Source organism: Agrobacterium sp. CCNWLW155 (assembly GCF_036888815.1).
Lineage (GTDB): Bacteria > Pseudomonadota > Alphaproteobacteria > Rhizobiales > Rhizobiaceae > Agrobacterium > Agrobacterium radiobacter.
This window is the reverse complement of the sequence record NZ_JBAKFW010000001.1, coordinates 1,403,661-1,429,076: the sequence shown is the minus strand read 5'-3', so window position 1 is coordinate 1,429,076 and position 25,416 is coordinate 1,403,661. Positions and strand designations below refer to the sequence as shown.

Annotated in this window: 28 protein-coding genes; 17 read left to right on the top strand and 11 right to left on the bottom strand. The window is 59.2% G+C overall.

The genetic code is table 11. The features are described 5' to 3' along the window. The first annotated feature begins 29 nt into the window (after nucleotides 1-29). Both V6S97_RS07215 and V6S97_RS07210 read left to right on the top strand, forming a co-directional pair. Complete coding sequence (locus V6S97_RS07215) at nucleotides 30-551, top strand: TIGR00645 family protein (protein ID WP_004430114.1); 522 nt, start codon at nucleotides 30-32, stop codon at nucleotides 549-551. 100 nt (nucleotides 552-651) lie between these two features. Further along, complete coding sequence (locus V6S97_RS07210) at nucleotides 652-1,368, top strand: helix-turn-helix transcriptional regulator (protein ID WP_334426429.1); 717 nt, start codon at nucleotides 652-654, stop codon at nucleotides 1,366-1,368. 31 nt (nucleotides 1,369-1,399) lie between these two features. On the opposite strand, the gene V6S97_RS07205 is transcribed toward V6S97_RS07210, so the two are convergent. From V6S97_RS07205 to V6S97_RS07190, 4 genes are all read right to left on the bottom strand, one after another. Then, nucleotides 1,400-2,557 carry a DUF2333 family protein gene (locus tag V6S97_RS07205; protein ID WP_004430117.1) on the bottom strand — a complete coding sequence of 386 codons (1,158 nt, stop codon included), beginning with the start codon at nucleotides 2,555-2,557 and terminating at the stop codon, nucleotides 1,400-1,402. Nucleotides 2,558-2,795: 238 nt separating this feature from the next. After that, nucleotides 2,796-3,248 carry a pseudoazurin gene (locus V6S97_RS07200; RefSeq protein WP_004430118.1) on the bottom strand — a complete coding sequence of 151 codons (453 nt, stop codon included), beginning with the start codon at nucleotides 3,246-3,248 and terminating at the stop codon, nucleotides 2,796-2,798. 113 nt (nucleotides 3,249-3,361) lie between these two features. Further along, the gene (locus V6S97_RS07195) at nucleotides 3,362-3,943 is read right to left on the bottom strand and encodes a thymidine kinase (protein WP_004430120.1); all 582 of its coding nucleotides are present in this window, start codon (nucleotides 3,941-3,943) and stop codon (nucleotides 3,362-3,364) included. Nucleotides 3,944-4,002: 59 nt separating this feature from the next. Next, the gene (locus V6S97_RS07190) at nucleotides 4,003-4,329 is read right to left on the bottom strand and encodes a hypothetical protein (protein WP_162686233.1); all 327 of its coding nucleotides are present in this window, start codon (nucleotides 4,327-4,329) and stop codon (nucleotides 4,003-4,005) included. Between V6S97_RS07190 and V6S97_RS07185 the strand changes: the two genes are divergently transcribed. From V6S97_RS07185 to V6S97_RS07170, 4 genes are all read left to right on the top strand, one after another. Beyond that, a complete protein-coding gene (locus V6S97_RS07185) occupies nucleotides 4,277-5,230 on the top strand; it encodes a choline ABC transporter substrate-binding protein (protein WP_004430127.1) in 954 nt (317 codons plus the stop codon). The two genes, V6S97_RS07190 and V6S97_RS07185, sit on opposite strands and share 53 nt — an antisense overlap. 285 nt (nucleotides 5,231-5,515) lie before the next feature. Next, nucleotides 5,516-6,367 (top strand): choline ABC transporter permease subunit, encoded by an 852-nt coding sequence (gene choW, locus V6S97_RS07180; protein ID WP_035212696.1) that lies wholly within the window; start codon nucleotides 5,516-5,518, stop codon nucleotides 6,365-6,367. After that, nucleotides 6,364-7,410, top strand: coding sequence for a choline ABC transporter ATP-binding protein (choV, locus tag V6S97_RS07175; protein ID WP_004430131.1), 1,047 nt, complete (start codon nucleotides 6,364-6,366; stop codon nucleotides 7,408-7,410). The genes choW and choV overlap by 4 nt, the downstream gene beginning before the upstream one ends. Nucleotides 7,411-7,950: 540 nt before the next feature. Then, nucleotides 7,951-8,271: an ArsR/SmtB family transcription factor gene (locus V6S97_RS07170; RefSeq protein WP_003524068.1), complete on the top strand. Its 321-nt coding sequence runs from the start codon at nucleotides 7,951-7,953 to the stop codon at nucleotides 8,269-8,271. A gap of 132 nt (nucleotides 8,272-8,403) precedes the next feature. On the opposite strand, the gene V6S97_RS07165 is transcribed toward V6S97_RS07170, so the two are convergent. Continuing rightward, nucleotides 8,404-9,579 (bottom strand): DUF3095 domain-containing protein, encoded by a 1,176-nt coding sequence (locus V6S97_RS07165; RefSeq protein ID WP_004430138.1) that lies wholly within the window; start codon nucleotides 9,577-9,579, stop codon nucleotides 8,404-8,406. Nucleotides 9,580-9,862: 283 nt separating this feature from the next. Here V6S97_RS07165 and V6S97_RS07160 point away from each other — a divergent pair, with 283 nt between their 5' ends. From V6S97_RS07160 to queF, 4 genes are all read left to right on the top strand, one after another. Next, a complete protein-coding gene (locus tag V6S97_RS07160) occupies nucleotides 9,863-10,969 on the top strand; it encodes a branched-chain amino acid ABC transporter substrate-binding protein (RefSeq protein ID WP_060725172.1) in 1,107 nt (368 codons plus the stop codon). 69 nt (nucleotides 10,970-11,038) lie between these two features. Beyond that, entirely contained in the window at nucleotides 11,039-11,440 is a 402-nt protein-coding gene (locus V6S97_RS07155; protein ID WP_020808585.1) for a glyoxalase superfamily protein, read from the top strand. Nucleotides 11,441-11,595: 155 nt separating this feature from the next. Next, on the top strand, nucleotides 11,596-12,498 hold the full coding sequence (locus tag V6S97_RS07150; protein ID WP_031233356.1) for a cation diffusion facilitator family transporter: 903 nt from the start codon (nucleotides 11,596-11,598) through the stop codon (nucleotides 12,496-12,498). A gap of 17 nt (nucleotides 12,499-12,515) precedes the next feature. Then, nucleotides 12,516-12,980, top strand: coding sequence for a preQ(1) synthase (gene queF, locus V6S97_RS07145; RefSeq protein ID WP_004430149.1), 465 nt, complete (start codon nucleotides 12,516-12,518; stop codon nucleotides 12,978-12,980). Between the two features lie 25 nt (nucleotides 12,981-13,005). Here queF and V6S97_RS07140 read toward each other — a convergent pair whose 3' ends face one another. Together V6S97_RS07140 and V6S97_RS07135 are read right to left on the bottom strand one after the other, a co-directional pair. After that, nucleotides 13,006-13,746, bottom strand: a complete 741-nt coding sequence (locus tag V6S97_RS07140) for a DUF2076 domain-containing protein (RefSeq protein WP_334426428.1) — start codon at nucleotides 13,744-13,746, stop codon at nucleotides 13,006-13,008. A gap of 100 nt (nucleotides 13,747-13,846) precedes the next feature. Next, nucleotides 13,847-14,437, bottom strand: coding sequence for a HupE/UreJ family protein (locus V6S97_RS07135; RefSeq protein ID WP_060725171.1), 591 nt, complete (start codon nucleotides 14,435-14,437; stop codon nucleotides 13,847-13,849). A 235-nt stretch (nucleotides 14,438-14,672) separates the two neighbouring features. Between V6S97_RS07135 and V6S97_RS07130 the strand changes: the two genes are divergently transcribed. Beyond that, nucleotides 14,673-15,254, top strand: a complete 582-nt coding sequence (locus tag V6S97_RS07130; protein WP_003523060.1) for an ATP-dependent Clp protease proteolytic subunit — start codon at nucleotides 14,673-14,675, stop codon at nucleotides 15,252-15,254. A 71-nt stretch (nucleotides 15,255-15,325) separates the two neighbouring features. Here V6S97_RS07130 and V6S97_RS07125 read toward each other — a convergent pair whose 3' ends face one another. After that, nucleotides 15,326-15,583 (bottom strand): pentapeptide MXKDX repeat protein, encoded by a 258-nt coding sequence (locus tag V6S97_RS07125; protein ID WP_004430156.1) that lies wholly within the window; start codon nucleotides 15,581-15,583, stop codon nucleotides 15,326-15,328. 218 nt (nucleotides 15,584-15,801) lie between these two features. Here V6S97_RS07125 and V6S97_RS07120 point away from each other — a divergent pair, with 218 nt between their 5' ends. Further along, entirely contained in the window at nucleotides 15,802-16,317 is a 516-nt protein-coding gene (locus tag V6S97_RS07120; protein ID WP_004430158.1) for a sigma-70 family RNA polymerase sigma factor, read from the top strand. Next, a complete protein-coding gene (locus tag V6S97_RS07115) occupies nucleotides 16,314-16,958 on the top strand; it encodes an NrsF family protein (protein WP_004430161.1) in 645 nt (214 codons plus the stop codon). Before V6S97_RS07120 ends, V6S97_RS07115 begins: the two co-directional genes overlap by 4 nt. Nucleotides 16,959-17,030: 72 nt before the next feature. Here V6S97_RS07115 and V6S97_RS07110 read toward each other — a convergent pair whose 3' ends face one another. After that, a complete protein-coding gene (locus V6S97_RS07110; RefSeq protein ID WP_334426427.1) occupies nucleotides 17,031-18,113 on the bottom strand; it encodes an esterase-like activity of phytase family protein in 1,083 nt (360 codons plus the stop codon). 274 nt (nucleotides 18,114-18,387) lie between these two features. Between V6S97_RS07110 and V6S97_RS07105 the strand changes: the two genes are divergently transcribed. Both V6S97_RS07105 and leuA read left to right on the top strand, forming a co-directional pair. Then, nucleotides 18,388-19,566, top strand: coding sequence for a benzoate/H(+) symporter BenE family transporter (locus V6S97_RS07105; protein ID WP_087744742.1), 1,179 nt, complete (start codon nucleotides 18,388-18,390; stop codon nucleotides 19,564-19,566). A 354-nt stretch (nucleotides 19,567-19,920) separates the two neighbouring features. After that, entirely contained in the window at nucleotides 19,921-21,630 is a 1,710-nt protein-coding gene (leuA, locus tag V6S97_RS07100; protein ID WP_080866340.1) for a 2-isopropylmalate synthase, read from the top strand. Between the two features lie 209 nt (nucleotides 21,631-21,839). Here leuA and V6S97_RS07095 read toward each other — a convergent pair whose 3' ends face one another. Continuing rightward, complete coding sequence (locus V6S97_RS07095; protein ID WP_004430171.1) at nucleotides 21,840-22,790, bottom strand: metallophosphoesterase family protein; 951 nt, start codon at nucleotides 22,788-22,790, stop codon at nucleotides 21,840-21,842. A 66-nt stretch (nucleotides 22,791-22,856) separates the two neighbouring features. On the opposite strand from V6S97_RS07095, the gene V6S97_RS07090 reads away from it, so the two are divergent. Continuing rightward, nucleotides 22,857-23,348, top strand: coding sequence for an NUDIX domain-containing protein (locus V6S97_RS07090; protein WP_080864181.1), 492 nt, complete (start codon nucleotides 22,857-22,859; stop codon nucleotides 23,346-23,348). A 12-nt stretch (nucleotides 23,349-23,360) separates the two neighbouring features. Here V6S97_RS07090 and V6S97_RS07085 read toward each other — a convergent pair whose 3' ends face one another. Beyond that, nucleotides 23,361-24,353 (bottom strand): glutathione S-transferase family protein, encoded by a 993-nt coding sequence (locus tag V6S97_RS07085; RefSeq protein WP_004430174.1) that lies wholly within the window; start codon nucleotides 24,351-24,353, stop codon nucleotides 23,361-23,363. A 296-nt stretch (nucleotides 24,354-24,649) separates the two neighbouring features. Here V6S97_RS07085 and V6S97_RS07080 point away from each other — a divergent pair, with 296 nt between their 5' ends. Then, nucleotides 24,650-25,219: a GNAT family N-acetyltransferase gene (locus tag V6S97_RS07080; RefSeq protein ID WP_020808572.1), complete on the top strand. Its 570-nt coding sequence runs from the start codon at nucleotides 24,650-24,652 to the stop codon at nucleotides 25,217-25,219. The last annotated feature ends 197 nt before the right edge of the window (nucleotides 25,220-25,416 follow it).

Sequence of the window (25,416 nt, the reverse complement as noted above, 5' to 3'; positions counted from 1 at the left end):
AATAAACAGATTATTAATCGGATACGGAAATGAAGTCTCTTGAACTGCTCGTCGAGCGGATCATTCTCTCCAGCCGCTGGCTGCTTGTGGTCTTTTATCTCGGGCTCGTCGCGGCGCTCGCGGTTTATGCATTTTCCTTCATGCTCAAGTTTCTGAAGGTTGCAAAAAACGTCTTCACTTACGACGAAGCGGATATGATCCTTGCCATGCTCGGGCTGATCGATGCGGCGCTGGTCGCCAGCCTGATCGTCATGGTGATGATCTCCGGTTACGAGAACTTCGTCAGCCGCTTCGACGAGTCGGATGCCGAGGTTTCGTTTCTGGGCAAGCTCGACTCGGGCAGCCTCAAAATCAAGGTCGCGTCGTCGATCGTGGCGATTTCATCGATCCACCTGCTGCAGATATTCCTCAACGCCAGCCAGTATACGGACAGCCAGCTGATGTGGTTCACCATCATTCATCTGGCTTTTGTCGTCTCGGCGGTCATGCTCGGTTTCCTCGAAAAACTGATGGCAAAGCCGAAGGACAAATCCGAAAAGCCGGTGCTTTGATCAGGATGGTCCAGCCGATATGAAGGTCGCAATCCCGTCCTGGCCATGCTGCATGTTTCTCGCTCCGGGCAGTGCGTCCCGGCGCGGCGAGGGCGCGTGAATGGCGAAGACGGAGCGCCAGGCCAGACTTTGTGACGATCTGTCGGCGGCAGCCGACAAATCCCAATGGCTGGAGGCGCTGCGGGAGGTGATGCGCGCCTTCGGCTACGCTTATGTGACCCTGCTGCGCTTGCCCGGCGGCCAAAATGTCTATGCCCTGCCCACGGTCGTTGAAAGCAGCCTGCCGATCTGGGTTGTGAATGCGATGACCAAGGATGGCGCACTTGGGGATTGTCCCGTCATCAAGCGCGGCGCGTCATCGATGATGCCGCAATATTGGTCGCTGCAGGACCCGGATATTGCCGGTGGACCGCTGCTGCATGCGGCGGCCTCGCTAAGCAGCATGGGCATTACCTCCGGTCTCATGGTGCCGGTGCACGGCATGTACGGCAACCGGCATCTGATGAATTTCGCAGGCGATCGCGATGTCCTGCCGCAAGCCTCGCTGAACGAGCTGAGCATGATCGTGCAGCATGCGCTGGAGGTTTATGACCGCCTTTGTCGCGCCAATTCCAGGGGTCCCTCGCCACTGACGAAACGGGAACTCGACGTCGTGCGCTGGACGGCGCAGGGAAAGACCTCCGTGGAGATCGCCGAGCTTCTCTCCATCTCGGAACATACCGTCAATGCCTATATGAACAACGCCATCCGCAAGCTCGACTGCGTCAACCGCACCCAGCTCGTGGCCAAGGCTATACGCCTTGGCCTGATAGACTGATCGAACCTGTCGTCCGGGGGAGGCCTCTGCCTTACCGGTCGAGAACCGAGCGAAGCTCGACGAGATTCGAGCGCACTCGCAAAACGTAAAATCCCATGGTGGCGAGGTGCGACGGCATGATCCAGCCGCTTTCCTCACCATTGGAAATGATCGCCGGCTGGATGCGCAGCGCCGCGCGGGTTTGCAACAGCGTGTCGTTCCACAGGTTTGTCAGGTTACGCTCGCGGATGACCTGCGCGAAGTCCGATCCTGCGGCGGAAAGCACGCCATAATAACCGTAGAGCTGGCCATAAGCGAACCAGAAGCGGTCGTCGGCGCGGGTGTCGAACCAGCCGCCATTATAGTTTTCCGAACGCTCGCGAAGGATCGCCGAAGTCGAACCGATGTCGCCGGCGATACGATCGATGAACTGGATCAGGTTGTCGGCGCGGGTGTCAAAAACCGCCTTGCAGGCCGTGAGTTCGCCGTTGAAGGCCTGGAAGCTGCGGATGGCGGCGCGGTAATAGCTGGGGGTCGGCGTCTTCGGGCCGAAGGGATCGAGACCGAAATACCAGGAATATTCGCTGAACTGCATGTTGCCGCGCGCTTCCTGGAGATTGTTGTTGATGCCGGAGGTTCCGCGGACGCGGCCGAGCGTATCCACCAGTTCAACCGAGGTGCGGCGCACGGCCTGGTTTACGCCGCGCTGGAAGGAGGCCTTGTTGTCCAGAAACGGCGTGCTGTCCCAGTCCATGCCGAAGAGGCCGAGACGATAGAGCAGCATGGAGGAAATCCAGGCGTTCTGGTTGACGTTGAAATCGGTGAGATCGGCGGCGGCGTCGACAATGGCCGAACGCTGGCAAACAGGCGCGGATGTGTTGGCGGCGGCACCCGTTGCGCCGGCGGGCGAAGTCGGGCTGGCGGCCGGCAATTCCTGTCCTGGCGGCACGGTACGTTCGGCAAGCTTGTAGCGGGAAATGTAATCCGGATCGAAATTGCTCCAGACCTGCGTTTGCCAGACGAAATATCCGTAAAAGCCGGCAAGCAGGATGAGGACCAGAGCGATCGGGCCCTTGATGATCCAGTTGCGGCCTTGATACCAGCCATGGGCGGCCATGAAGGGCCACAAAAGCCAGGCGACGAGAAGACCGGCGGCCCTGCCGATGGCGCTGAAGGCTGCCTGAATCCAGGCGGTGATCCGGTCGATCATGTCGTCATAGTCTCCTCTGCCCGTGGGGCTGGACGCCGGAAGAAAGAACCTCGGTCCGGCCGAACCCTTCGGCGCTTCGTATAAACCGCGGTCATTTACTGTCTTCCAGATATGTCCCGGTCAACCGGGATACAACATGATTGCGAAACTTTTCTCAACCTGCGGTCCGCGCCGGCCGTTATGGCTTTCCACACCGATTGTGGAACAACGGCCGCCGCGGAACCGAAGGGATATGCGGTTAGAGGCCGAGCTTGGCGATCTCGTCATTCAGCCGGTCGCGCGCCTTTTTCGGCAGTTTGCCGTTCTTGACGGCGTCCAGATTGGCCGGTGCCGCATCGCCAACGACGACGAGCGCGATCATGCCCATGCCGAGATGCGGTGTGCATTTGACGACGTAGGCGCCTTCCTTCTCGACCGTCACCTTCACCGTCTCGTTCATCTTGCCCTTGAAGTCGGCGACACCCTCAGGGATCATGTCCTTCACGGCTGCCGCATCATGACCCTTGTCGACCGGGACGAAGGTGATGACGTCGCCGACGGCGGCCTTGACGGTCGCGGGTTCGAAGACCATCGCCTGGCCATCGCTGCCCTTGTTGAGCATCTTCACTTCGATTTCGGCAGAAAGGGCGGGAAAGGCGAAAAGACCTGCGAGAATGGCGAGGCCGGCGAATTTGGCAGTTCTGTTCTGCATAATTTTGCTCCTGAGAGAAAGCACATCCACGCGAATGTGTCGCTGTCGTCTTAGCCCGGGAGCAGGGCAGCCATCTTTGCGGAAAATCAAATGCGGCAACCGGACGCAGATGCTCACTCGCCCTTGAACGTCTCCACCCAGTGGCGGCGGCAGAAGGAAACATATTTCTCGTTGCCGCCGACATCGATCTGTGCGCCTTCCGTCACGACCTTTCCTTCATTGTCGAAGCGGGCCACCATCGTTGCCTTGCGGCCGCAATGGCAGATGGTGCGGATTTCGCGAAGCTCGTCGGCAATGGCGAGGAGTTCTTTCGAGGCCGGAAAAAGCTTTCCTTGGAAATCCGTGCGCAGGCCGTAGGTCATGACCGGAATGTTCAGTTGGTCGACAATCTCGGCAAGCTGCCAGACATGGTGTTCGGAGAGGAAATTGGCCTCGTCGACGAAAACGCAGGCGACCGGCCCTTCGGCATTGTGGGCCGATACCTCGGCGAACAGGTCGGTATTTTCATCGAAGGTCAGGGCGTCGGAGGACAGGCCGATGCGCGAGGCAACGCGGCCGACGCCCGCCCGGTCGTCAAAGGCCGCCGTGAAGATCAGCGTGCGCATGCCGCGTTCGTGATAATTATAGGACGCTTGCAGCAGCATGGTCGATTTGCCGGCATTCATCGTCGAATAATTGAAATAGAGTTTTGCCATTATCCACTCCCGGAGCACCGTTGCATCTTTCCGACGTGCGTATGAATGCTCCAACCTCTTCAATCGGCACACCGCGCCTCACAAACCGGTTCCGGTTCTCCAGCCGATGTTGCATACAGCGTCTTTTGACGAGGAAGACGCGGATTGAAAAGTATGGCCGTGGGAAAAACACAGATTTCTACGGCCTGCCCTTTTTCGACATTGCACCGCTGAATACCGACATTTTCACCATTTTGTCGCAAACGGTGGGCCAAAGCACGCAAATGCACGCGAGTTGATTGTGTCCGGCAGATATTGATAATGGCAAGGGAACGAAAAAACAGGGAGCAAGCGATGTTTGCAAATAGAAGTCGCTGTCTGGTCTTGGCCGCAGCAATCTCCTCCATGACGTTCAGCGCGGCCAGCGCCGCCGAACCGGCAAGTTGCGGCACAGTGCGTTTTTCCGATGTGGGCTGGACCGACATCACCGCCACAACGGCGACAGCCACCGTCCTTCTGAAAAGCCTTGGCTATGAAACGGACGTCAAGCTTCTCTCCGTCCCCGTTACCTACACATCCCTCAAAAACAAGGACATTGACGTCTTCCTCGGCAACTGGATGCCGACCATGGAAGGCGATATTGCGCCTTATCGCGAAGACAAGTCTGTCGAGACGCTTCGGGAAAACCTGACCGGCGCCAAATACACGCTGGCGACCAACGCCAAGGGCGCCGAACTCGGCATCAAGGATTTCAAGGATATCGCCGCCCACAGTGCTGATCTCGGCGGCAAGATCTATGGCATCGAACCCGGCAATGACGGCAACCGCCTGATTCTCGACATGGTGGCCAAGGACAGTTTCGGACTGAAATCATTCGAGGTGGTCGAGTCGTCCGAGCAGGGCATGCTCTCCCAGGTGGCGCGTGCGGAAAAATCCGGCGAGCCGATCGTCTTTCTCGGCTGGGAACCGCATCCGATGAATGCGAATTTCAAGCTGACCTATCTGACCGGCGGCGACGAGGTCTTTGGCCCCAACCTCGGCGGCGCGACGATCCATACCAATGTCCGCAAGGGTTACGTCGAGGAATGCCCGAATGTCGGCGCTTTCCTCAAGAACCTGCAATTTTCCCTGCCCATGGAAAACGAGATCATGGGCAAGATCCTGAATGACGGCCTTGAGGGCGAGGCGGCTGCAACCGCCTGGCTGAAGGCCAACCCGGCGGCGATCGAACCCTGGCTCGCCAACGTCAAGACCAAGGACGGCAGCGCCGACGCCCTGCCCACCGTAAAGAAGGCTCTCGGCCTTTAAACCGCAAGACTATGCATGACTGCATCCGGCCTGCATGGCAGGCCGGATCAGCGGGAAATAACGATGCCCATGCATGACCTTGCCTGTGAATTTTCAGACATTGAAGGTCATGCGCCAGCACCGCGTCCGGCAGTTTTATTGCCGGCCGTCATTTCTGCATTGGAGCAATTCCGGTAAAACGGGATGACGATGCTCCATTCCTTTGTTGTCTGCGCAATTCCGGACGCAAAACCGCTACGCATTTTTGCTGGAATTGTTTTAATTCACGAAAGGTCTTTTCTTACCGTGGAATGGCTCAGCGCTCCTGAAAACCGCCTGCCCGTCGGCCGATATGCCAAGGAGGCCATTGACTGGCTGACCGGCAATCTCGCTTTTTTCTTCGATTGGCTTTCCTTCATTTTCCAAAGCGTCATCAACGCCCTGCTTTATGTGCTGCAGGCGCCGCATCCGCTGGTCATCGTCGTGATCTTGACGGCGCTTTCGGCCTGGACGCGCCGCTCCGTCGGCATGCCCATCTTTACCGCGCTCGGGCTGCTGCTCATCATCAATCTCGGCTACTGGAAAGCGACGACGGAAACGCTGGCGCTGGTCATCGCCGCCAGCGCCGTGTGCATGATCATCGGTATACCGCTCGGCATATTGGCGGCCCGACGCAAGTGGATCTATGCCGGCATGCGCCCGGCGCTGGATCTGATGCAGACCATCCCCACTTTCGTCTATCTCATTCCGGCGCTGGTGCTGTTCGGTCTCGGCATGGTTCCGGGCCTCATCGCCACCGTCATCTTCGCCATTCCGGCTCCCGTGCGCCTCACCCGCCTCGGCATCGTCTCGACGCCGCCGTCGCTGGTCGAGGCGGCCGTCGCCTTTGGTGCGACGCCTTCGCAAGTATTGCGCAAGGTGGAGCTTCCCTTCGCCGCACCGCAGATCATGGCCGGCCTCACCCAGACGATCATGCTGTCGCTGTCGATGGTGGTCATTTCCGCGCTGGTGGGCGCCAATGGTCTCGGGGTGCCTGTCGTGCGCGCCTTGAACACCGTCAATATCGCCATGGGCTTCGAAGCGGGACTGTGCATCGTCATCCTGGCGATCGTTCTCGACCGGCTTTTCCGCCTTCCCGGCGCGGAGGATGATCTATGAGTGACGCCATCATCTTCGGAAATGTCGATATCGTTTTCGGCGACCGGCCCGATGCGGCGCTGCCGCTGATCGACAAGGGCAGCACGCGGGACGAGATCAATACCGAAACCGGACTGGTTCTCGGTGTCGCCAATGCCTCGCTCTCGGTCAGCGAAGGCGAGATACTCGTGCTGATGGGGCTTTCCGGCTCCGGCAAATCGACCCTGCTCAGGGCCGTCAACGGGCTTGCGCCCGTGGTGCGCGGCAATGTCGGCGTGAAGACCAAGTCCGGCTATGTCGATCCCTATCGCTGCCCGGCGAAATCGCTCCGCGATCTGCGCATGCACACGGTTTCCATGGTCTTCCAGCAGTTCGGTCTTCTGCCCTGGCGCAATGTGGCCGACAATGTCGGCTTCGGGCTTGAGCTTTCCGGCGTGCCGGAAGCCGAGCGCAAGCGCATGGTGGCCGAGCAGCTGGAACTGGTCAATCTCTCCGCATGGGCCGACCGCAAGGTGGGAGAGCTTTCCGGCGGCATGCAGCAGCGTGTGGGGCTGGCGAGAGCGTTTGCCACCGGCGCGCCGATCCTGTTGATGGACGAGCCGTTCTCGGCGCTTGACCCCCTCATCAGAAGCCGCCTGCAGGACGAGCTTCTGGAATTCCAGAGCCGGCTGAAGAAAACTATCCTCTTCGTCAGCCACGATCTGGACGAGGCCTTCCGTATCGGCAACCGTATCGCCATGATGGAAGGCGGACGCATCATCCAGTGCGGAACGCCGCAGCAGATCGTCAAGCAGCCGGCCACGCAATATGTCGCGGATTTCGTGCAGAACATGAACCCGATTTCCATGCTGACTGCTGCCGATGTGATGAAGCGGGGCGTGGACGAACGCAACGGCCAGATGAACGTCGCCGCCACCGCCCGTCCATCATCGCCGCTGATCGATATTCTCGATGCGCTGTCAAAAAACTCCGGAGCGATCGGCGTCGTCGACAATGGCGCGATCATAGGCACGATTTCCGCAGATGAAGTCGTGGCAGGGCTGACGCGTCACCGCAAAAAATAGTGATTCGCCCGTCTGAAAAAAGAAAGGGCCTTCATGGAGGGCCCTTTTTCTGTTTCTACAAGATCTTTGCAGCGCAAGTTATACCTTCCCACGGTAGCAAAGAATATTTTTGATATCCCAAGTTATGCATGAAAATAATTACTAATAAAAATCATATTGCAAACTTAGAGAAAATTGCGCAAAGTTAATCTAGATTCTTTAGCTCGCTGCTAAATTTAAGGTGGTAATAGATTGTCACCCCAAAATCCGGCGCCGGGTGTTAAGATTGAAGCGCTCAAATTTTGATCGTTTATTGCTTATAAATACTGCTGCTAATACATGTTTTTATCCTTAGACTGTGAAAAAACGAGCAAAAAGCTGATAATTTTATCACAATATCTTAAGTAAATAACCGATGAAGAATAGTCTTTGAAAGGGACACGATATAAGCAAGATTTAGGTATATACAACGTATCAACTGAATTATAAAAACACCTTTTGGAACACCTATAATAGCCACCATGACCGTCTTTTTCGACTGTCATCAGGAGACTTGAGCGTATGGATAACCAATCTCTGTCGGAACATAGCATCGCCGCTGCAGACTTGCTCTCAGCTATGGCGAATCCAAAGCGCCTGATGATCTTGTGCACGCTGGTGGATACGGAAGTGCCGGTTGGTGTTCTCGCTTCACAGGTTGGTCTCAGCCAGTCCGCTCTCTCGCAGCATCTTTCGAAGTTGCGTGCCCAGCGACTAGTGAAGACACGACGCGATGCGCAGACCATCTACTATTCCAGCAACTCCGAATCCGTGAAAAAAATCCTCGCCTCCCTCGAGGAAATTTACTGCCAGGCGCAGAAGAGCAGCAAGACCGCAGCCTGATCCCACGGCCGTGTTAAGGTCCGGCAGCATCACTCCATTGAAACCGGCGCACGACGCCGGTTTTTTCTTTTCGTCGGCTTTCGCTGTAGTGCATCCAGGCACAGAGATTGAGGGCTGGTATCGGCGTGGTATTCAGCCCGTCGCAGCAGATTGTATCTGCTGCTTGAGGCGGCTTGCCGCAGCCGCATATCCGCCGTCCGCGCCATCCACGAAATGCATATGGTCCCTGGAAAGCGGGGACGGCACGATACAGGTCATCAAGGCGGCATCCTGTTCGTGCAGGCCGTAATAACAGCTTCCCGATAGGCGACCCTGTTCGAGCCGCGTGCGGATTTTTTCGAGCCGTGAGGCGTCGATATCCACCGTCATCTTCAGTCCGTCATCAAATTTTCTGAAATCAGTATTGCTTGCGACCGAGCGCCGATAGCGCACCGCATTGAACGGTCCGAACGACAGCCCCGTCACGCTGAGAAGATTGACGAGCAGGGACTCGCCGAGAATGCGAAACGAGCGGCGCATCTTGCCCCAGACATCGTGATAGGCAGCCCCGGCCCGGGCTTCCAGACCGAGACCCTCACCCACGAAACCGAGTTTTGGGCCATCCTCCGGCACGGGATGGCCGTGTCTTGCGTCCTGCTCGGCGAGATCGACGAGATCGATGACCAGCTGGCGGAATGCAGGCATGTCCCGCGACGGCCCCGGCACGGCAATGATCGATACCACCTTGCCGCGGGTGGCGGGAATGGGGTTCCAGCGACAGGAAAGTCCCGTCAGGTCCGGGCGCTCGCCTGCTTCGGCTGCGGGCAGGGCATATTGTCCCTCCTTCATCCGGGCTTCCGCCCAGCTGTTACCGCCGCCCGAAAACATGGCGTAGGAAACATCCTCGCTTGCCTGAAAGCGGGCGACGCGAATATCGAAACCATTCTTGCGGATATCTTCGACGGGGACCAGGGCCACGCGCATTGCAAGATCGAGGTCATCCTTCACCCAGCGCTGCACATTCGAAAGTGCTGCACGCGCCACAGGCAGCCCCTGGGGCGGTACGGCAACGGCGGCGCCGTCGCCGCCGAAAACGAAGGGCAGGTCGTGACGTCCGAGACTGTTCGAAACGCCTGAAATGACCGCCGCACCAGCCATGTTGACGGCCTTGTATCGGCCAGTACCGATCGCCGCGGTCGAATCAACGATATCGGCGATGGCCAGCCCCCATCCCGGCGGCAGGGCGCGATAAAGCGCCGGGTCGGCCACGTCTTCAAAATGCCGGAAGACGGGAAGGCCCGCCAGAAATTCTTCATCTGCTGCGATCATGGCGTATTATCCTCCAGCGGCGGCCAAACGCCAAGCGTTTACGGAAGGTCGATTTGTCCGTTCAGACGGCGCAATCACGGCCGATCCGGCGAATGATTTACCGCTAATAGACCTAAACCAGCAAAGTGACTTGCATAAATCATCAAACCTTCCGTATGAGTTGAGTGGAAGGCTCGGAATTCAAAAATGGAACGAGTTTTCGCCGGGAGGCGTCCGATAGTTTCATTCGGTCGGCGCCCATGGCGCTCACCGGGTCCGCGACCCCCTTTAAGGAGACACCAGGATGAAACTGAAGACATTGACCAGCGTGACGCTCGCAGCGTCCTTCGCATTCGCACCCCTTGCTCATGCCGAAATCGTCATCGGCCTGATTGCGCCGCTCACCGGTCCTGTCGCCGCCTATGGCGACCAGGTCAAGAACGGCGCCCAGACGGCAGTCAATGAAATCAACAAAAAGGGCGGCATCCTCGGCGAACAGGTCGTGCTGAAGCTCGCTGATGATGGCGGCGAGCCCAAGCAGGGCGTTTCCGCTGCCAACCAGCTGGTTGCCGAAGGCATCCACTTCGTCGTCGGCCCGGTGACGTCGGGCGTCGCCATTCCGGCATCGGATGTCTTTGCCGAAAACGGCGTGCTGATGGTGACGCCGACGGCGACCGCACCGGGTCTGACCAACCGCGGCCTTGCCAACGTCTTCCGCACTTGCGGTCGTGACGACCAGCAGGCCGAGGTTGCGGCGAAATATGTTCTTTCCAACCTCAAGGACAAGAAGATCGCCATCATTCACGACAAGGGCGCTTACGGCAAAGGTCTGGCGGACTCCTTCAAGGCGACGCTGAATGCCGGTGGCGTGACCGAAGTTCTCTATGATGCGCTGACACCAGGCGAAAAAGATCTCGGCGCGCTGACGGCCCGTCTGAAGTCCGACAATGCCGACATCGTCTATTTCGGCGGTTACCACCCGGAAGCAGGTCTTCTGGTGCGCCAGCTGAAGGATATCGGCTCCAAGGCTGCCGTTATCGGCGGTGACGGCCTGTCGAACAGCGAGTTCTGGAACATCGGTTCGCAGGCTGGCGAAGGCACGATCTTCACCAACGCTTCCGACGCGCTGAAGAACGACGACTCCAAGGCTGCTGCCGAAGCGCTGAAGGCCGCCAACATTCCGGCGGAAGCCTTCACGCTCAACGCTTACGCTGCCGTTGAAGTCCTGAAGGCCGGCATCGAGAAGGCCGGAAGCGCCAAGGATTCCGAAGCGGTCGCCACGGCCCTGAAGAGCGGCGACGCTTTCCCGACGGCAATCGGCAAGGTCACCTATGGCGAAAACGGCGACCTGACGTCGCAGGCCTTCTCGCTGTTCAAGTGGCAGGACGGCAAGATCGTCGCAGCCGAATAAGCTGACTGTACCGGCCGCACCTGTTGCGGCCGGTTTCATTTTATGGGGCCGAAAAGAGGTTGAGGCAGCATGGGTGATGCCGGGACACAAAACGCTGGAGACATTGGCTTCGAGCGGATATTCCCGATCGTCAGGATATTCGACGAAGCCAAGGCGCGGGAGTTCTATGTCGATTTTCTCGGTTTCGAGGTCGATTGGGAACACCGCTTCGGCGATAATTTCCCGCTCTACATGCAGGTTTCACGGGCCGGAATGGGCCTTCATCTCAGCGGTCATCACGGTGATGCGACGCCGGGCTCCAACATTTTCGCTACCATGCGCGGCGTTCACGCCTATCAACAGGAACTGGCGGCGAAGGATTATCGCTTCCTGAAACCGGGTGTTGAAGAACTGCCCTGGGGCGATGTGATGGAAGTGACCGATCCATTCGGCAACCGCATTCGTTTCTGCGAGCAGAAGAGCGAAGAGTGATGCTTTTGGCGTGAGCGCAATGCCCTTGACCTTGTGCTCCGTTTGAACGATAGAACGCTCAAATAGCGAACCGCGCGCACGGAGACCCCGTGCGCGCGGTTCGTGCGTTTTGGCAGTCGGTCATGCAATTCGTTCGCATCCGCACGGGGGCAAAAATGAACAGTGAAGGCAATGCGCTGGTAAGGAAGCTCGCATTCTGGAGCATTCCGCTTTCTTTCGGTGTGCTGGGCCTCAAACTCGTGGCCTGGTGGGTCACGGGCTCGGTCGCGCTTTTATCTGACGGTCTGGAATCGACCGTCAATGTGGTCGCGGCCTTCATCGCCTATTTCGTCATTCGCTATGCGCAGAAGCCGGCCGATGATGATCACCAGTTCGGTCACCACAAGGCGGAGTATATTTCCGCCGTCGTGGAGGGTGTGCTGATCGTGGTTGCCGCGCTCCTGATCGTGCAGGAGGCGTGGGGCGCCCTTTTCAATCCAAGGCTGCCGGAAGCGCCGGTTCTCGGTCTGGTCATCAATGCGGCGGCGGGTGCGATCAATGCTGTCTGGGCGACGATCCTCATCCGTGTCGGCAAGAAATATGCCTCACCGGCGCTCGCGGCTGACGGCCATCACATCATGTCTGACGTCGTGACGTCGGCAGGCGTTCTCGTCGGCCTCGTTCTGGCGCTTTTTACGGGTTACGCCATTCTCGATCCGCTGCTCGCCATTCTCGTGGCCATCAACATCCTCTTCCAGGGCTCGAAAGTCATTCTGCATTCACTTGGCGGCTTGATGGACCGGGCGGTGGAGCCGGAAGAGGACGAGGCGATCAAGAAGGCGATTGCGGAAAATTCCGGCGGCGTCATCGGGGTGCATGATCTCAGAACCCGCCGCGCCGGTTCGGCGGCCTTCATCGATTTTCACGTCGTTGTTCCGGCCGTCATGACGGTGCGGGAGGCGCATGATATTTGCGACCGCCTTGAAGATGCCATAAGGGACGTCATACCGGGCGCCAGCCTTGCCATTCACGTCGAGCCGGAAGGCGAAAAGGCGCATGGCGTCAAAGTGATTGTTTAAATAAACAGGAGTTTTCCATGTCCGTGACGGATGTTTCCGGCCTGTCGCAGCTGGGCACGAAGGTCGATACGCCAGAGAGCCCGGAGAAGGCTGTTCTCGAAAAAGTGCCGAACGGCAATGCCGGCACCGATTATGTCGTGCGCTTCACCGCGCCCGAATTCACCTCGCTTTGCCCGATGACCGGCCAGCCGGATTTCGCCCATATCGTCATCGACTACATTCCGGGCGATTTCCTGGTGGAATCGAAGTCTCTGAAGCTGTTTTTGCAGTCCTTCCGCAACCACGGCGCATTCCACGAGGATTGCTCGGTCTATATCGCCAAACGGCTGGTAGAACTGCTGCAGCCGAAATGGCTGCGCATTGGTGCTTACTGGTATCCGCGCGGCGGCATTCCGATCGACGTGTTCTGGCAGACCGGACCGGCGCCTGAAGGCGTGTGGCTGCCGGATCAGGGCGTTGCCACCTATCGCGGCCGCGGCTGATCCGGCTGTTTATGTGATGCAAGGTTCAGGCGAACGAACCGTCGTCGCCTGAATCAGCATCCGCATCATCGGCGCTGTCGTCGTAATCGGCCTGCTGGATATCGTCATCGTCGTTATTCTGCGGGCTTGCGCTGTCGCCGTAATAGTTGTTGACGACGGTTTCCTCGACGGGTGCGTTGCCAGCGGCATTGCCGCCGCTGAAGGGCGAGCCAAGGCCGAGCGACGACATGTGGCTGCCGAAAATGCCGCTCAGCGAATTGGCTAGCAGCATGCCGCCCGCCACACCGGCAGCGGTGCCGAGCGCGCCTTGCAGAAAACCACCGCCTGAACGTCCACCTGCGGCGGCCTGGCTCCATGGGCCACCGGGCTGCTGCTGATTGGCTGCCGCTCCCCAAGGGCCGGCCGTCTGGCCGGCGGTATCGTTGCGCCATGAGCTCGGCGCGGCCGCAGGGGCTCGTGCGGGTGGTTGGGGCTGGCCGGTGCCGAAGATGGAGCTGAGGAAACCGCCCTGCGCCGCCGCCTGAGGGGCGCTATTACCGCTTTCCAGTGCGTGGATGCGGTCTTCGAGCTGTTTGATATGGGCTGCTGCCGCTTCCAGACCTTTTTCCTGAACGATCACCGCCTGGGCGAGATAATAGGGGGCTGCGGGTTGATCGCGCACGGCGTCTGCGATCAAAGTTTCCGCCTCGCGGTCACGCGGGGTGGCGGATGCGGTTTTGGTCCTGTCGAACAGGGCCTTGAGAAGCTGGCTTTCTTCCGGTGACATATGCTGCCTCCTTACCGTGAAGCGTAAATCCACGATAAGGAGGTAGGCCAGAATTCAGGCTTTTCAAAGCGGTCCAAATTTTAAATTTCGGTAATGATCTTCAGCCGCCAAAGGCGAGCGAGAGACCCGCAATCGCCGTCAGCGCGCCGACGGTGCGGCTTGCGGCTGAGCCGAAACGGGCAATGCCGAGGCCGAGCGCGATGCCGGCCGCATGCAGGATGGCGGTGGCGATCATGAAGCCGATGCCGAATTGAAGCGCGCCGGCGCTACCGAGTTCACCGCCATGGGCATGGCCGTGGAAAAGCGCGAAAGCGCCGACAACGGCCGCTGCCGCTGCCGTGGGAAGCCTCGCCGCCATCGCAACCAGCAGGCCAAGGCCGATGACGGAGGCGAGAATGGCGGGTTCGACGAAGGGAAGGTCGATGCCGTAAACCGCCATCAGGAAGCCTGCGGCCATGGTGCCGACGAAAGCGGCGGGCACGATCCACAGCGCCTTGCGGTCGTTTCGGGCAAAGGCGATCTGCGAGGCCCAGATGCCGACGGCCACCATCGCCAGAATGTGGTCCGCGCCGAAAAACGGGTGGGAGACGCCGGCCATGAAGGAACCGTGTTCTTCCGGGTTCAGATGGGCGAAAGCGGGCAGGGTGGTGAGGCAGAGCGCGGCGGCGGCGAGGCTTAGTCTTTTCAGCATGGTTCCCTCTTGAAATTGTTGCCGTCAGCGGCGGGATCTTGGGCTTCCCGCGGCGGGCGGCGCTGCAATGAGGCGCTGACGATATCGCGAAGGCCAAGAGGCTGTCCATGCGTCATCTGCCGGGGGTGGTGTTTATTGTTGGCGGGCAAACCTTGCCTTTTTCTCTCATTGCCTTACGTAACAAGTCGCACTATGTCCGAAGGGCATGCACGAATTTTGCTGGAGAGAGCCGTTGATGAACGAAGACGAAGACGACAAGAGCAAGGAACTGCCGATCGGCAAGGAAACGGAAGCGAATCTTTTCAAGTCGCGTTCGATCTTCATCTATGGCGGCATCACGCAGGAACTGGCGCAGAAGGTCTGCACGCAGCTCGTGGCTCTTGCCGCCGCCAGCGACGACGACATTCGCGTTTACGTCAATTCGCCGGGCGGCCATGTCGAATCGGGTGATTCCATCCACGACATGATCAAGTTCATCAAGCCGAAGGTCTACATCATCGGCACGGGCTGGGTCGCCTCCGCCGGTGCGCTGATTTACGTCTCGGTGCCGAAGGAACGTCGCCTTTGCCTGCCGAACACCCGCTTCCTGCTGCATCAACCCTCCGGCGGCACGCGCGGCATGGCATCCGACATCGAAATCCAGGCCCGCGAAATCATCAAGATGAACCAGCGCCTGATCAAGATCTTCTCCAAGGCCACCGGCCAGAGCGAAGAAAAGATCGCCAAGGACATCGATCGCGATTACTGGCTCGGAGCGGAAGAGGCCAAGGATTACGGCCTCGTCGGCAAGATCGTCGAAAGCCAGTCGGAACTCTGAGTTTTCGATTTTCATTTGAGAAAGCCCGCATCGGTCAAAACCGGTGCGGGCTTTTTTCGTTCAGGCCGGCCTTACTTCATCGTGTCGCAGGCCTTCATCATGTCGGCCTTTTTCATCTTGTCCATTTCCATACCGGCCTTGTCCATGCAGTCCTTCTTGCTGGCCATGGACATGCCATCCTTTTTCATGGTCTCGGCCTTCATGGCGTCGCTATGCATGGTGTCCTTCTTCATCGTATCGGTTTTCATGCTGTCGGCATGGGCGATGCCTGCGAAGGAAAGAGCGGAGAACAGGGAAGCGGCGGCAATGGCGGTAAGAATGCGGGTCATGAAGGGTCTCCTCTGGACGTCGTTGCATGTCCGCCGGCATTGTGCCGGGGCTCACGATTGTCCATTCGGGCGCGACCCGCCGCCCGTTACATCTTCACGCGCTTGTGACGACAAGTTCGGGCGAGATTTTTTTAAAGCCACTATGTAACAATATCCTGCCGACTGCGAATAACCCGATAGTGACGATGACAGGCAGCCCTTCGGAAGAGACATTAAAAATGCTGATGCTGCGTTCCCTCGATGGGGACGAAGGCGCCTACCGGCATTTGCTTCATGCCCTGAGGCGGCTGCTGATCGCCTATTTCAGCCGGCGCATGGCGGCCGCCTCCAGAGGCGATGTCGAAGATCTTGTGCAGGAAACCCTGTTGTCGCTTCACGCCAAGCGGGAGACCTATGACCGTGCAAGACCTTTCACGGCGTGGTTCTTCTCGATAGCGCGCTACAAGCTCATCGATCATTATCGGGGCAGGGGCGCCCGAATGCTGGCGCAAGTCGAACTCGATGAGACGCTGGAGGCGGAACCCTCCGTCGATGCGGTCATGGCCCGCATGGATGTGGAGCGGCTGCTCGACGACCTGCCGGAGCGGCAACGCGATCTCATTCGAAGAGTGAAACTCGAAGGCCAGTCAATTGCCGAAGCGGCGGAAAAATCCGGCCAGACCGAGCTTGCGGCAAGGGTCGGCATTCACAGAACGCTGAAAGTCCTGGCGGCGAAGTTGCGGGGGGACAGGTGAGGAAAACGGAAGACATCATCGAACAACTGGCGGGTGATCTGAAACCTGTCCCCGCTTTCGCGCTGGAGCGCAGGCTGGCATTCGCGGCATTGCCCGCGCTCGGCCTTTCGCTCGTGCTGATGGTCGTCATTCTGGGGCTTCGCGTCGACATGAGCGAGGCCATGACCGAGCCGGGTTTCTGGGTCAAATCCGCCTATAATGCCCTACTGGCCCTCATTGCATTTTTTGCCGTCATGCGTCTTGCGCGGCCGGAAGGCGAGAGGGGTTGCCTGTTTGTGTGGCTTGCGCTGATTTTTGCCGCCATGGCGCTGATCGCGCTCGTCCAGCTTGGATTTGCCGTGCCCAGCACCTACAGCACCCTCATTCTCGGATCGTCGGCGCTGCATTGCCCGTTTTTGATCGTTGCTTTCGCGCTGCCGCTGTTTCTGGCGAATTTCGCGGTTCTCAGGCGGTCGGCCCCCGCTGATCCCACGCTTGCGGGTTTTGCCGCTGGCATCGCCGCAGGTGCGGCCGGGGCGTGGGTCTATTCGTGGTTCTGCACCGAAAACGGCATGGCTTTCGTGTTGATCTGGTATTCCCTGGGCATTCTCTTGACCGGTATCATTGGCGCTTTCGCCGGTTCACGTCTGCTCCGCTGGTAAAGCAGGCATCCGTCTCGGTTGCCGATGCCGGCCCGGACATTGTCCAGAGCCGGCATTCTGTTTCGGTGGATTTCACTGACCCAGATTGGCGGGAATTGCGAATGCCGCAAACTGGGTGAACTGCTTGCCCGTGTTGAAATTGTCGTCGGAGGCGATGACAAAAAGCTGCTTGCCATCCACCACAGGGCCGAAGGCGAAGCTCTCGATATTGTCGATATCGAGGCCGAAATCGCCTTCGTTGATTTCAAACCAGAGTGATTTCGATACGGTAGCCACGGAAGCCGGATCGATCTTGTCCTTGCCGAGAATATTGTCGGCGCGGGACATGTCGGCGATGAAGAAGCGGATGTGGTTGCCGACGCCGGAGGCGAAATTGCGCTCGACGGCGACGAAACGGCCATCCGGCAGGGCTGCAATGGCGGAAAGGCCGTTGTCGTTATATTTCGGCTCGGCGGCGGTTGGGGTCTTGGAGATCGCCTCGGTGACATAGACATGCTCGGCGACCGGCTTCAGCGTCGCCGTGTCGATGACGAGGATACGGGCCGGGCTGCCCGCCTGCGGCGTTGCCTTGGGGCCGTCCTGGATGAGAGCGTTTTCGGTGGCGGCGATCAGCCGGCCGGGCATCAGCGTCAGGCCTTCGAAAGCGAGGTTGTTCTGTACGCCCTTGGTCTTCGCATCGTCGACGAGATAGGCGTCCGGCAGTTCCAGCCGCTTCACATTGCCGCCGTCGATGTCCGAGACGTAAAGCGCCGGCTGGTTCTTCAGGTCGCGTTCGGAGGACCAATAGAGCTTGCCGCCCTTGCGGTCGAGCGCGATGCCTTCCGCATCGATGTTCTTCGGCGCAAAGGCCGCGCCGGTCTCGTCTTTCAATTCATGGGTGGCGGCGATGTTGAGCGTGGTGGCGCCTTCCGTTACGGCGAGCTCCAGCTCGTAATAGCGGGCCGGACCTTTTTCCACGCGATCATCGGAAATTGCGAAATAACGGCCCGTTTCGCTGTCGAAGGCGAGATCGGAAATGCCGCCGAAGGTAACGCCATTGATGGAGAGGCCCGAAGGCACGACGATCTGGCCGAGGAAGGCCGGCGCAGGCGGGGTCTGGGCAGCGGCGGGAAGAGCCGCAAAACAGCAGGCGGCAATGGTGACGATGCGGAGCATGGCGAGGGTCCCTCTCGTGGCGGATGACCTGTTGTGATGCGGGCAGGATTAGCGCCTCGCCGCTAAACTTTGATGACGTTTTCCATGCCGCCGTACCTGAAGTCTGGTGGCCCATCTTGCCAAGTCGCGTCTTTTTTGATCCTGAATATAACCACGCTTCATCCAAGGCGTGTCGCCATCCCCGGATTCGCGCATCACGCTTCAATTTTTCTGCCTGTCGCCAATGCGGCCCGCTGCGGTTGTTTGCGACAGGCCGCAGGCCGCAGAGTGCTTCATGCTGAAAGATTTTTCCGTCCAGAGCCTGTTCATGGGCTGCCTTACCGCCTTTGTCGGTTTCGCCAGCTCCTTCGCTGTTGTGTTGCAGGGACTGAAAGCCGTCGGTGCGACGGATTTCGAAGCGGCGTCGGCGCTGATGGCGCTTTCGGTGGCGATGGGGCTTTGCGCCATCGCTCTTTCAGTCACAACCCGGCTTCCCATCAGCATCGCGTGGTCGACGCCGGGCGCCGCGCTGCTTGCCACCACCGGCGTCATTGAGGGTGGCTTCCCGGCAGCCGTTGGCGGGTTCGTCATCTGCGCCATTTTGATCATCATCGCAGGCCTGTTCAGGCCACTTGGAAAGGCGGTCGCCTCCATTCCCGCGCCGCTTGCCAATGCCATGCTGTCAGGCGTCATCATCGGCCTGTGTTTCGCGCCGATCAAGGCAATCGGCTTCAACCCGGCGCTCGGATTACCCATCATTCTCGCCTGGATCGTTATTGGAGCCTTTAAACGGCTGTTCGCCGTGCCCGCGGCCCTTGCCGCCTTCGTGCTTGTCATGATCTTCGGTGTCGATATTCCCGAGGGCGCGCTCGATAGCGTGGCGCAATCGCTGACACCGCCGATTGAGTGGGTAACGCCCGTCTTCAGCCTGCACGCCGTCGTTTCCATCGCGCTGCCGCTCTTCATCGTCACCATGGCTTCGCAGAATATTCCCGGTATCGCGGTGCTGAAGGTCAATCACTACGACCCGCAGCCCGGACCACTTTTTGCAGCGACCGGCTTTTTCTCGCTGCTTTCCGCGCCCTTTGGCGGCCATGCGGTCAATCTTGCCGCAATCACGGCTGCGATGTGCGCGGGCGAGGATGCTCATCCTGATCCGAAGCGGCGTTACTGGGCGGCGATCATCGCCGGTATCGGCTATATCATCTTCGGCCTGCTGGCCGGCGTGGTCACGGCCTTCGTGGCGCTGGCGCCGCCCATCCTCATTCAGGCGGTGGCGGGGCTGGCACTGGTCGGCGCCTTTTCCGGTTCCGCAGTGGCGGCCTTCAAGGAGCCGGAAACCCGCGAGGCGGCGGCCATCACTTTCCTCATCACGGCCTCCGGCCTCTCCTTCGGCGGCGTTTCCGGTGCCTTCTGGGGGCTGATCGGCGGCGGGCTGATGATGGCGTTGCAGCGGGTGGTAAAGCGTGGTTAGGCAGAAAGGCTTGAGAGCGGCAGGCAGGGAAAATAACCAGCGCGCAGCACAAGATCACTTGTCAGACCGCCAGCCGCTGTTTATACACGACGCCATGAGCAACAGCATCGCAACCATTTACGGCATGAGCGCGCAGATTTCTGCGAAGGCCTCGCCGTGCGGTGCACTCTCGCTTCTTAGCCTCGACCTTACACGCGGTTGCCGGGTCCAGTGAGGAGCGCCCGGCGGCCGAAAGCCCGCTGGCGCAAACGCTCCTCATCTCGAAATCTCATTTTATACTGGATTTAGGCCCTTGAGGGCCGCGCATCCGCCGATGGCTCGAGAAGCCCGCGGACTGCGCAAGGAGGAAGCGAAATGGACGGCAAGATCACCAATATTTCCAAGGGCATGTCGGACGCGAGCGTGAAGTATCGCCCTTACCCGACCATCAATATTCCTGACCGCACTTGGCCGGGCAAGACCATCGACAAGGCGCCGATCTGGTGTTCGGTGGACCTGCGCGATGGTAACCAGTCGCTGGTCAACCCCATGGGTCACGACCGCAAGGCCCGCATGTTCAAGCTGCTGCTGGAAATGGGCTTCAAGGAAATCGAAATCGGTTTTCCTTCCGCCTCGCAGACGGACTTCGATTTTGCCCGCTGGTGCGTGGAAGAAGGCAATGTACCTGACGATGTTTCCTTGCAGGTGCTGGTACAGTGCCGCCCGGAACTGATCACCCGTACCTTCGAGGCGCTGCAGGGCGCCAACAAGCCGATCATCCACTTCTACAATTCCACCTCGGAATTGCAGCGTCGCGTGGTGTTCGGCAAGGATGTGCATGGCATCAAGCAGATTGCCGTTGATGCCGCCAAGATGATCACCGACATGGCCGCCAAGGCCGGCGGCGGTTTCCGCTTCGAATATTCGCCTGAGAGCTTTACCGGCACCGAGCTGGAAGTGGCGCTGGAAATCTGCAACGCCGTTGTTGAGGTGGTGAAGCCGACGGCGGACAACAAGCTGATCCTGAACCTGCCCTCGACGGTGGAAATGGCGACGCCGAACATCTATGCCGACCAGATCGAATGGATGTGCCGCAATATCGACAACCGCGAAAACGTCATCATCTCGCTGCATCCGCATAACGACCGCGGCACGGGCATTGCGGCGACCGAGTTGGGCCTGATGGCCGGTGCGGACCGCGTCGAAGGCACGCTGTTCGGCAATGGCGAGCGCACGGGTAACGTCGACGTCGTGACGCTGGCGCTGAACATGTACACGCAGGGCGTTGATCCGGAGCTGGATTGCCGCGATATCGAGCGTATCAAGGCCGTGTACGAATATTCCAACGAGATGACGATCCCCGAGCGTCACCCTTATGTCGGCGAACTGGTCTACACGGCGTTTTCCGGCTCGCATCAGGATGCGATCAACAAGGGAATGAAGGCGATCAAGGTCGCCAATCACCCCGTCTGGGAAGTGCCCTATCTGCCGATCGACCCGAAGGATGTCGGCCGCTCCTATGAGGCGATCATCCGCATCAACTCGCAATCCGGCAAGGGCGGCATCGCCTATATTCTGCAGCAGGATTACGGCATCAACCTGCCGCGCAACCTGCAGGTAGAGTTCCGCGAGGATATCCAGCGCATCACCGATGAAGAGGGTGTGGAACTGCCGGCCAAGCGCATCTATGAGCGCTTTATGGAGCGTTATGTGACGCAGCCGAATGCGCGCATCAAGTTCGTCGATCACCACACCTATCCGGCCGGCGATTTCAAGGGCGTGCGCATTGTGGCCGCCGAGATCACCGATAATGGCGAGGTGAAGCGCATCGAGGGCAAGGGAACCGGTCCGATCGACGGGTTCATCAATGCGTTGTCGGTCTATCTCGGCATCGACCTGTCGGTGAACGATTATTCCGAGCATTCGCTGCAGCATGGCTCGAATGCTTCGGCCATTGCCTATGTCGAGATGGAGCATCCGGGCGGCAAGCTGTTTGGCGCCGGGGTTAACACGAATATCGTCGGTGCGTCGCTGGAAGCGATTGTTTCGGCGGCCAACCGGGTGCTGGAAGAGCGGGCTAAGTAAGCTTGCTTTGAGGGTGGGGGAGGCCCCCCTCTGTCCTGCCGGACATCTCCCCCTCAAGGGGGGAGATCGGCAAGACGCTTTCCCGCAGCTTCATTCTCGGGCTTTGATATGGGCAAGACCTAGCCTCAGGTCGATCTCCCCCCTTGAGGGGGAGATGCCCGGCAGGGCAGAGGGGGGTAAAGCCCTCCTCCGCTCCACGCACGCGGGTTTTATTCCCTCGGTAGAGAAAACCCCAGCGGTCGCCCGTTTTCATAAAACACCCGCACATCTTCCAGCGCCACACCCGTCGCCGTCTCATCGAGGCTATGGCGTTCGCAGGCGACATTCCATGTGCCGGGCCCACCGGAAATATGGAAGAGATTATAGGCCGCGCGCGGTTTTTCACCGCCCGGCCCCTGGCTGGCCGAGGAAATGCCGACGACCGGGATGTGGTCCTCTCCGTGGTGGGTATTCAACCAGTAAACCGTGTTGAGATGGGTATGACCGTGCAGCACGAGTTCCGCACCGCCGACGCCGAGTGCGGCCGCGAAACGGCGAATGCCGATCATGCGTTTGTGGGTGGGGGAAGCGCCCCGGATGGGCGGATGATGGATCATCACCACGCGGAACAGCCCCTGTTCACCGGCTTTTTTTAAGAGTTCCGCCGTGGCGCGCGCCTGCCGGTTGCCGAAATAGCCGGTGGCCGAAAAGGGTGGTGTCGCAATCGAGGTGGAGCAGCCGATCAGCGCCACGGGGCCGCGCACGCGCATATAGGGGAAAATCTTGCGGTCGTCGTCCCATTCCGCCGGGTCGCCATCGCCACGCACGTATGGATACCAGGCCTGCATGGCCTTGTCGTGCGCGCCGGAAACATAGGCGTCGTGATTGCCTGGCACCACCGACGTTCTCTCAGGGTCGCCCACTTCCTCAAGCCAGTCGGCGGCGGCGCGGATTTCGATGCCCGTCGCAAGATTGACGAGATCGCCGGTAATAGCCAGATGATCCGGTGATTTTGCCTCGAGATCGTCGAGCAGCTTTTCCAGTGTATCGGTAAAGAGATGCTTGCGGCGGTTGCGGTGCCAGTTGACGAAACCGGTAATCCGTTTCGATGCAAGTTCCCGGAAAGTGAGTTTTGGCAGTGGCCCTAAATGGACGTCTGAAATATGGGCGAGTTTGAACATGGCGGCAGAGATAACCTATGATATGCCGCGCGTCCAATAAAAGCCGGCAGGCGGGGAGAAACCAGGGTGAATGACGAAACAACCGGGCGGCAGGCCCGTCCGTTCCATATGCGTGTCTTCACCCGCTTTCTGCATTTCGTTTTTCTGTTCACGCGCGGCGCAACTCTTGGTGTGCGTGCGGCTTGCTACGATGAAAAGGGCAGGATTTTTCTCGTGCGGCACACCTATCTTCCGGGCTGGTATCTGCCGGGCGGCGGGGTGGAGCGCGGCGAAACCCTGCTCGCGGCGCTGCACAAGGAAATCCGCGAGGAAGGCAATCTCGAAGCGGCCTCAAAGCCGGAGCTTTTCCACGTTTACCTTAATCTGGAAGGCAGCAATCGCGACCATGTCGCGCTTTATCGGCTTGATGTCACCCAGACCAAACCGAAAAAGCCGGATCATGAGATTGCCGAGAGCGGCTTTTTCGATCTTTCAAATCTGCCCGAAGGGGTGACGGCGGCAACCCGCCGCCGCCTTGCCGAACTTGCCGGCGAAGCGGCGATTGCCGACTACTGGTAGCGGCGTATTTCGTCAGACCAGCGTCTCGCGTCCATGCGCCATGGTCAGGTCCAGCTCCGGACCGACGGGCACGATGCCGGTCGGGTTGATGGTGCGGTGGCTGCGGTAATAATGTTCCTTGATGTGGCGCATGTCGACCGTGTCAGGCACGCCTGGCGTCTGGTAAAGATCGCGCAGGTAACCCGTCAGGTGCGGATAGTCGTGGATGCGGCGGATATTGCACTTGAAATGGCCGACATAAACGGGATCGAACCGCACCAGAGTGGTGAACAGACGCCAGTCCGCTTCCGTCTGCTCCGCGCCGAACAGGAAACGGCGGTCCTTCAGGCGATCTTCCAGCATATCGAGCGTTTCGAAGACCTTCACGGCATTCTGCTGATAGGCGTCCTGTGTCGTGGCGAAGCCGGCCTTGTAGACGCCGTTATTGACGGTGTCATAGATCACGTCGTTCAGCGCATCGATCTCGGCGCGCAACGCTTCGGGATAATAATCCTCCTGCGAGCCGGTGAGATCATTGAAGGCGGAGTTGAACATGCGGATGATTTCCGCCGATTCATTGGAAACGATGGTGCCGCGCTTTTTGTCCCAGAGCACCGGCACGGTGACGCGCCCGGAATATTTGGGGTCCGCTTTGGTATAGACCTGCCAGAGCGTGGAGGAGCCGAACAGGTGATCCTCGGTCGCGCCCGGCGTGCGTTCGCCCTGCGGCTTGAATTCCCAGCCGTTTTCCAGCATCAGCGGATCAACGACGGAGACCGAGATCAGGTCGTCCAGCTTTTTCAGCTTGCGGAAGATCAGGGTGCGATGCGCCCAGGGGCAGGCGAAGGAGACATAGAGGTGGTAACGATCTTTCTCCGCCTCGAAACCGCCTTCTCCGGAAGGGCCGGGTGCGCCATCCGCTGTGATCCAGTTGCGGAATTGCGAGGCGCTGCGCTTGAAATGCCCCTTGGTTTCCTTGGTGTCGTACCAGACGTCCTTCCACACACCTTCCACCAGCATGCCCATGATGATCTCCTTGATTGTTTCCTTGACGGCGATACTACCGGTTTCGCTCAATCCCGCGAACCCGCACGGCATTGAACAATGCGTTTCCGGTCCCGCACAAGCTGAAAGGAGGAGCGTCGAGATTTGTTCTGGACGGGGGGTGATTTTCCTGATAATTGCGATTTTCACAAATCTGAGGAAATTGCAGGCTATGATCGAACCACGGATGCTCCGACGACGCTGACGCTCCTGAACGCCCTTACCGGCGCAGCCGTCATCTATTGTCGCATCCGCATTCTGGAAGTTTCGGTCTCTTCATGTCCAAGCACGATCTTGTCTACCTCACCGAGGACGCGTCGCACGACGCCATCATCGAAGTCATCAACGAAGAAGCATTTGGTCCCGGCCGGCACACCCGTGCGGCGGCGCGCATCCGTGAGCAGGGTCCGCATGACCGGTCGCTGTCCTTCGTCTGCGCTGATGATGGTGAGACGATCGCTTCGGTGCGCATGACGCCCGTCCTGGCCGGCGGGGTGAAGGGCCATATGCTTGGCCCGCTTGCGGTTCGGCCTTCGCACAAAAACAAGGGCATAGGCCGGGAACTCGTCCGGATCGCCATTGCGGCCGCAAGGCGGAAGGGCTCCGAGGCCGTCATCCTCATCGGCGATCCGCCCTATTACATGCCGCTCGGTTTTGAGAAGGTCGCTTATGCGGCGCTCGATTTTCCGGGACCGGTTGATCCGAACCGGGTGCTGGTGGTGCCGCTTGGCGACGACGTTCATCAGCGGTTGAAGGGCAAGATCGGCTGGCGCAACTGCGAGGCCGTGATGCCTGCCGCAGCTGCGGAAGATGAGGGTTTTGAGGAGCCTCTTCGGGTTTACGGCTGAGGGTCTTTCTGCAAGGCAGCTTTGCCTTTTCTCGCCAGCGCTTCTGTCTTCCCTCATTCCTGTGCTTGTCACAGGGATGAGAGTGGAGGCGCAAGGGTTCGCCTATCGTTGCGCCGAGCCTTTCGTACCAACCGTGCGCACCCTTCCTCAGAATTCAATTCCGTTTCCTCCCCCCATGCGATAGCAAGTGAAAGTCG